The sequence below is a fragment of the Streptomyces sp. CNX435 genome (assembly GCF_059570575.1).
Genome location: NZ_JCANTA010000054.1, coordinates 1 through 7,189, shown reverse-complemented (window position 1 = coordinate 7,189; position 7,189 = coordinate 1). Strand labels below are relative to the sequence as shown.

Sequence of the window (7,189 nt, the reverse complement as noted above, 5' to 3'; positions counted from 1 at the left end):
CGACCTCGCGGAACGGGGCCAGCATCCCGTCCATGTGCGGGGAGTGGAAGGCGTGGCTGACGTGCAGCTCACGCGAACGGAACCCCTTGGCCACCGCACGGGCCGCATCCGCATCACCGGAAACGACGGTGGAGGTGGGGCTGTTGACGGCCGCGATCGTCACACCCTCGGTGAGACGAGGAACGACCTCCGCCTCAGAGGCTTGCAGGGAGATCATGACCCCGCTGTCCGGCATCTCCTGCATCAACCGGGCCCGGGTGGCGACCAGCAGCGCCGCATCCGCGAGGTCGAGAACACCCGCGCAGTGAGCCGCGGCTATCTCCCCCACCGAATGACCCGCCAGAAAGTCCGGTACAACGCCCCACCCCTCCAACAGCCGGAAGAGGGCGACCTCCAACGCGAACAGCGCGGGCTGCGCATACCGCGTCTGGCCCAGCACCTCCGCGTCCCCCGCGAACATCACCTCACGCAGCGGACGGTCCAGATGCGGATCCACCGCCGCCACGACCTCGTCCAACGCCGCGGCGAAGGCCGGGAACGCCGCGTACAACTCCCGCCCCATCCCCGGAAACTGACTGCCCTGCCCCGTGAACAGAAACGCCAGCTTGCCCGCCACAGGGCCGCCGGCCGGGCCGGTGACGAGGTTGGGGTGCGTCCCGCCCCCGGCCAGCGCGCTCAGCGCCGCCCGGTCGGCGTCCAGGACCACAGCCCGGTGCCGGTGCCCGGCCCGGGACGTGGCCAGCGTGTGGCCGACATCGGCCGGGTCCGGAGCGTCGTGGCGCTCCAGATGCGCCGCCAGGCGCGCGCCCTGAGCGGCCAGCGCATCCGGCGTCTTCGCCGACAGCGGCCACAGCACGGCCCGAGGGCCGGAATCCGACGAATCCCGCTCCTGAGTCTCCGGGGCCTGTTCCAGGATGACGTGGGCGTTCGTGCCGCTGATACCGAACGACGACACCGCCGCCCGCCGCGCCCGGCCCACCTCCGGCCACGGCCGCGCCTCCGTCAGCAGCCGTACCGCACCCGACTCCCAGTCCACATGCGGCGTCGGCTCATCCACATGCAGCGTCGCCGGCAACTCCCCGTGCCGCATCGCCTCGACCATCTTGATGATCCCCGCGACACCCGCCGCCGCCTGCGCATGACCGATGTTCGACTTCACCGACCCCAGCCACAACGGCCGACCCTCCGGCCGCCCCCGCCCGTACGTCGCCAGCAGCGCCTCCGCCTCGATCGGGTCACCCAACTCCGTCCCCGTACCGTGCGCCTCCACCGCGTCCACGTCCGACTCGGCCAGCCCGGCGTTCACCAGCGCGTCGAGGATGACGCGCTGCTGCGACGGCCCGTTGGGTACGGTCAGCCCGCTGCTCGCGCCGTCCTGGTTGACCGCCGAGCCGCGCACCACCCCCAGCACGGTCCGCCCGTTCCGCCGCGCGTCGGACAGCCGCTCCAGCAGCAGCAGCCCCGCGCCCTCCGCCCACCCCGCGCCGTCGGCCGCCGCCGCGAACGACTTGCACCGGCCGTCCGGCGCCAGCCCGCGCTGCCGGCTGAACTCCACGAAGGTGTCCGGCGTCGCCATCACCGACACCCCGCCCGCCAGCGCGAGACCGCACTCCCCGAGCCGCAGCGCGTTCACCGCCAGATGCAGCGCCACCAGCGACGACGAACACGCCGTGTCGACCGTCACCGCCGGCCCCTCCAGGCCGAACGTGTACGCCACCCGCCCCGTCGCGACGCTGCCGGCGCTGCCGCTGCCGACGTACCCCTCCAGGTCGGCGGGCAGCTCCGGCAGCCGCGAGCCGTAGTCGTGGTACATCAGGCCGGCGAAGACACCGGTTGCGCTGCCGCGCAGCGCCGCCGGGTCGACACCCGCCCGTTCGCACGCCTCCCAGCTCGTCTCCAGCAGCAGCCGCTGCTGCGGGTCCATCGCCAGCGCCTCACGCGGCGAGATCCCGAAGAACCCGGGGTCGAAGTCGGCGACGTCGGGCAGGAATCCGCCGCTGCGGGTGTACGTCGTGCCGCGGCGCTCCGGGTCCGGGTCGTAGAGCGCGTCGAGGTCCCAGCCGCGGTCGGCGGGGAACGGGCCGATGGCGTCGCCGCCCCGGGCGACCAGCTCCCACAGCTCCTCGGGGGTGCCGGCGCCGCCCGGGAAGCGGCAGGCCATGCCGATGATCGCGATCGGCTCGCGCACCCGGTCCTCGGCCTCGCGCAACCGCTGCCGGGCGTCCTGGGCGTCGGCGATGGCCCGCTTCAGGTAGTCGCGGAGCCTGGCCTCGTTCTGGGCTCCCTGCGCGGGGCCGCTGCGGTCTGCCATGTCAGGAGTTCCCCAGGTTCTCGACCAGGTCGAACAGGTCGTCGTCCGTTGCGGCGTCGAGATCGCCGCGGCTCTCCGGCTCGGCGGTGCCCGCGCCCGCGCTCTGCGCCTCGTCGTCGTGCCAGCGTGCGAGCAGGCTCCGCAGCCGTACGGTGATGCGGCCGCGGTCGGCGCCGAGGGCGGTGGCGCGCCCGGCGAGCGCGGTCAGGCTCTCCTCCAGCCGGTCCAGCTCGCCCAGCAGGGCGTGCGCCGGGTCGGCCGGGCCCAGGTCGAGCCGTTCCCGCAGGTGCTCGGCGACCGCCGCGGGGGCGGGGAAGTCGAAGACCAGGGTGGCCCGGAGCCGGGTGCCGGTGGCGCGCTGGAGCCGGTTGCGCAGCTCCATCGCGGTGAGGGAGTCGAAGCCGAGGTCCTTGAAGCCGCGCTCCGCCTCGACCTGCGCCGGGTCGGCGTGCCCGAGCACCTCCGCCACCTGGCCGCGTACCAACGCGAGGAGGGCGGCGTCCTGTTCGGCCTCGGGCAGCGCGGACAGCCGCGCGACCAGGTCGTCCGCCGGTTCGGCGGACGCCGGGGCCGCGCCCGGCGCGGTCGCGGCGGTCGGCGTCCGGACCAGCCGCCGCAGCAGGGCGGGAAGCTCCCCGGCGGCGGCCATGGCCCGCAGCCTGGCCGGTACGAGCCGCACGGGCGCGAGCGCGGCGGGCCGCTGGTCCGCGGGGCGGGCGAGCGCCGCGTCGAGGAGGGCCAGGGCCTCGGCGGTCGCGAGCGGGGCGACGCCGGTACGTCCGATGCGCGCGAGGTCCGCCGCGTCGAGCGCGGCGGTGATGCCGGAGGCGGACTCCCACAGCCCCCACGCCAGCGAGGTCGCCGGCAGCCCGGCGGCCTGCCGGTGGTGGGCGAGGGCGTCGAGGAAGGCGTTGGCCGCGGCGTAGTTCGCCTGGCCCGCGGACCCGCCGGTCCCGGCGAAGGACGAGAACAGCACGAACGCGGCGGGCGGGCGCGGCAGGTCGCGCGTCAGCTCGTGCAGCGCCCAGGCGGCGGCGGCCTTCGGCGCCAGCACCCGGTCGACGGCCTCCGGCGTGAGCGAGTCGACCACGCCGTCGTCCGTCGTGCCCGCCGCGTGCACGACGGCGGTCAGCGGCTGGTCCGCCGGAACGCCGGCCAGCAGCGCCGCCAGCGCCGCCCGGTCCGCCACGTCGCAGGCGGCGACGGTGACGCCGGCGCCCAGCTCCGTCAACTCGGCCGCCAGCGCGTCGGCGCCGGAGGCGGCCGGCCCGCGCCGGCCGATCAGCAGCAGGCGCTTCGCGCCGTGCGCGGTGACCAGGTGCCGGGCGACCAGTGCGCCGAGCGTGCCGGTGCCGCCGGTGACGAGGACCGTACCGTCGGCGAATCCGAGGGCCGGGGTCGGGGTCGGGGCCGGCGCGGCCGGCGCGGCCGGATCGGGGCGGGTGTGGGCGCGTACGAGACGGGGGACGCGCGGCGCGCCGCCCCGGAGGGCGAGCTGCGGCTCGCCGGAGGCGACGGCGGCGGGAAGTGCGCGCCGGGACTCCTCGCGGTCGTCGGTGTCGACCAGCACGAGGCGGTCGGGGTGTTCCTCCTGCGCGGACCGTACGAGGCCCCAGACCGGCGCGTGGAGCAGGTTCGGCGACTCGTCGCCGAGGGCGACCGCGTTCCGGGTGACGACGGCCAGGCGGCGGTCGGCGTTCTGCTCGTCGGCCAGCCAGGTCTGGAGCGCGCGCAGGGTGCGGAGGAGGACAGCGCGGCTCGCGGCGGGTACGTCGGCCGGGTCGTGGTCGTGGTGGTCGTCGTGACCGTCGTGGTCGTCTTGCACGACGAGGAACGTGAGGTCGTCACTCCCGGCGGGCGTACGGGCGCCGGGGCGGCTCGGCGGGGCCGACCACTCGACCTCGTAGAGCGAGTCCGCGCGGGTGCGCAACTCCGCGACGGGCAGAGGGCGCAGGGTGAGCCGCCCTACGGAGACGGCGGGGGCACCGTCCGCGTACGTGGCCTCCAGGGCGACCGTGTCGGGGCCGGTGGGGGTGAGGCGCGCGCGGAGGGTCGCGGGTGCGGCGGTGGTGGCGGGGTGGAGCCGGACGCCCTGCCAGGTGAAAGGCAGCTGCGGTGCGCCGTCCCGGTGGTCGCCGTCGAGACCGATGGCGTGCAGGACGGCGTCGAGCAGGGCCGGGTGCACGGCGAACTGCTCGGCGTGGTCGGCGTGTTCGGGGAGGGCGACGACCTCGGCGAGGATGTCGCCGCCGTGGCGCCAGGCGGCGCGCAGGCCCTGGAAGGCGGGTCCGTAGGTGAGACCTGTGGCGTCGAGGTCCGCGTAGAGCGAGGTGAGGGAGAAGGGAGTGGCGTCCGCCGGTGGCCAGGCGGGGGGCGGGGTCGGTGAGGGCGCGGCGGGCGTGGACTCCGGCAGGACGGTGGCGGTGGCGTGCCTGGACCACGGCTCGCCCGCCGGGTCGCCGTCGGGCCGCGCGTAGACGACGACGGTCCGCCGGCCGCTCTCGTCCGCGCCGCCCACGGTCACCTGGAGGTCGACGGCGCCGTCGTCCGGCAGCACGAGGGGGGTGGTCAGGGCGAGTTCGTCCAGGTGGGCGCAGTCGGCGTGGAGGCCGGCGTGCAGGGCCAGTTCGAGGAGCGCGGTGCCGGGGAGGAGGACGGTGCCGGCGACGGCGTGGTCGGCGAGCCAGGGATGGGTGCGGAGAGAGAGGCGGCCGGTGAAGAGGAGGCCGTCGCCGTCGGCACGTTCGACGGGTGGGCCGACCAGGGGGTGGGAGGCGGGAGTGGCCGGGGTGGCGGGGGCGGCGTCGAGCCAGAGGTGCTGGTGCTGGAAGGGGTAGGTGGGCAGGTCGGGCAGGTGGGCGGCGGGGGCCGGGGTGGGGGTGGTGGTCGCGAGGCCGTGGGCGTGGGTGTGGGCGAGTGCGAGGGCGAGCCGGCGGGGGGTGTCGTCGTCGCGGTGGAGGGTGGCGTGGGTGACGGCCTCGGCGTCGTGCTGGTCGATGGTGTCTTCGATGGCGGTCAACAGGCCGGGGTGGGGGCTGGGTTCGACGAAGTGGCCGAAGCCGTCGGCGAGGAGCGCCTGAACGGTCTGGTGGAAGCGAACCGGCGAACGCAGGTTGGTGAACCAGTAACCGGCCGTCAGGGTGGTGGTGTCCACCGGCCCCGCGGTGACCGTGGAATAGAAGGGGATGTCGGCGGTGTGGGGCTCGATGCCCGCAAGCCGCTTTTCGAGGTCCGCTTCCAAGGGCTGGACCAGAGGCGTGTGAGAGGCGTACGTCACCGGCACCCGGCGGTGCCGGACGTCGTGCCGTACACAGTGCTTCTCCACCGCATCCAACGCCGCGGCCGGACCGGCGACGACCACGGCCGCGGGCCCGTTGTACGCCGCAACCGACACCTCTCCCGCCACCCCGCAGGCGTCGAGCAGCGCGTCCGCACCAGCCTCGTCCACCGCGACCGACAGCATCCCGCCCGTACCGGCAAGAGCCGTCAACGCCCGCGACCGCTGCGCCACCACCCGCGCCGCGTCCTCCAGACTCAGCGCCCCCGCGACATGCGCAGCCGCTATCTCACCCTGCGAATGGCCGATGACCGCGTCCGGACGTACGCCGTGGTGCTCCCACCAGCGGGTCAGGCCGACCATCACCGCCCACAGGGCGGGTTGGACCACCTCCACCGGTTCGAGCGCAGCAGGGTCGTCATCGGTAAGGACGTCGATCAGGTCGAAGTCGGTGTACGGAGCCAGGGCTTGAGCGCACTCGGCCATCGCCTCCGCGAACACCGGGGACTCCTCCAGCAGCCGGGCACCCATCCGCACCCACTGCGACCCCTGCCCCGGATAGACGAACACCGTCCTCCCCGCGACGACCTCGCCCTGCACCACACCCTCATGCGGCACCCCGGCGGCCAACGCCTCCAACCCCGACGCCAACTCCGCACGCTCACCCCCCACCACCACCGCGCGGTGGTCGAAACGGGCCCGCGTGCTCAGCGCCTCGGCGACACCGACCGGCGGCACCTCCGGGTGATCGACCACGTAGCCGCGCAGCCGTCCCGCCTGGGCTCGTAGCGCCGCGGCCGAATGACCGCTCAGCAGCCACGACGTCACCACAGGCGCCGCAGGACTGTCCTCCGCGTCCGGCTGCTCGTCGGCCTGCTCCAGGATCACGTGCGCGTTCGTCCCGCTGACACCGAACGACGACACCGCCGCCCGCCGCGGCCGATCCACCTCCGGCCACTGACGCGCCCCCGTCAGCAGTGCAACACCGCCGGCATCCCAGTCCACATGCGGCGTCGGCTCATCCACATGCAGCGTCGCCGGCAAATGCCCGTGCCGCATCGCCTCGACCATCTTGATGATCCCCGCGACACCCGCCGCCGCCTGCGCATGACCGATGTTCGACTTGATCGACCCCAGCCACACCGGCCGGTCCTCGGCCCGCCCCCGGCCGTACGCGGCGAGCAGCGCCTCCGCCTCAATGGGATCGCCGAGCGTCGTGCCCGTACCGTGCGCCTCCACGGCATCGACGTCCTCCGGCCCCAGCCCGGCGTTGTCGAGCGCCGCGCGGATGACGCGCTGCTGCGACGGCCCGTTCGGCGCCGTCAGCCCGTTGCTCGCACCGTCCTGGTTCACCGCCGAACCGCGTACGACCGCCAGCACCCGGCGCCCGTTCGCCCGCGCCACCGACAACCGCTCCAGGACCAGCACCCCGACACCCTCAGCCCAGCCCGTACCATCCGCCCCCGCCGCGAACGACTTGCACCGGCCGTCCGGCGCCAGGGCACGCTGGCGGCTGAACTCGATGAACGCCTGCAGCGCCGACATCACCGTCACCCCGCCCGCCAGCGCCATGTCGCACTCGCCCGTACGCAGCGACTGCG

General features: G+C 74.9%; 2 protein-coding genes. Both read right to left on the bottom strand.

Annotated features, from left to right (window positions below; genetic code table 11):
- On the bottom strand, window positions 1–2,311 hold a 2,311-nt coding region (locus tag T328_RS35785; protein WP_496500446.1), incomplete at its 3' end, for a type I polyketide synthase.
- A gap of 1 nt (window position 2,312) precedes the next feature.
- A partial coding sequence (locus T328_RS35780; RefSeq protein ID WP_496500445.1) for a type I polyketide synthase occupies window positions 2,313–7,189 on the bottom strand: 4,877 nt, incomplete at its 5' end.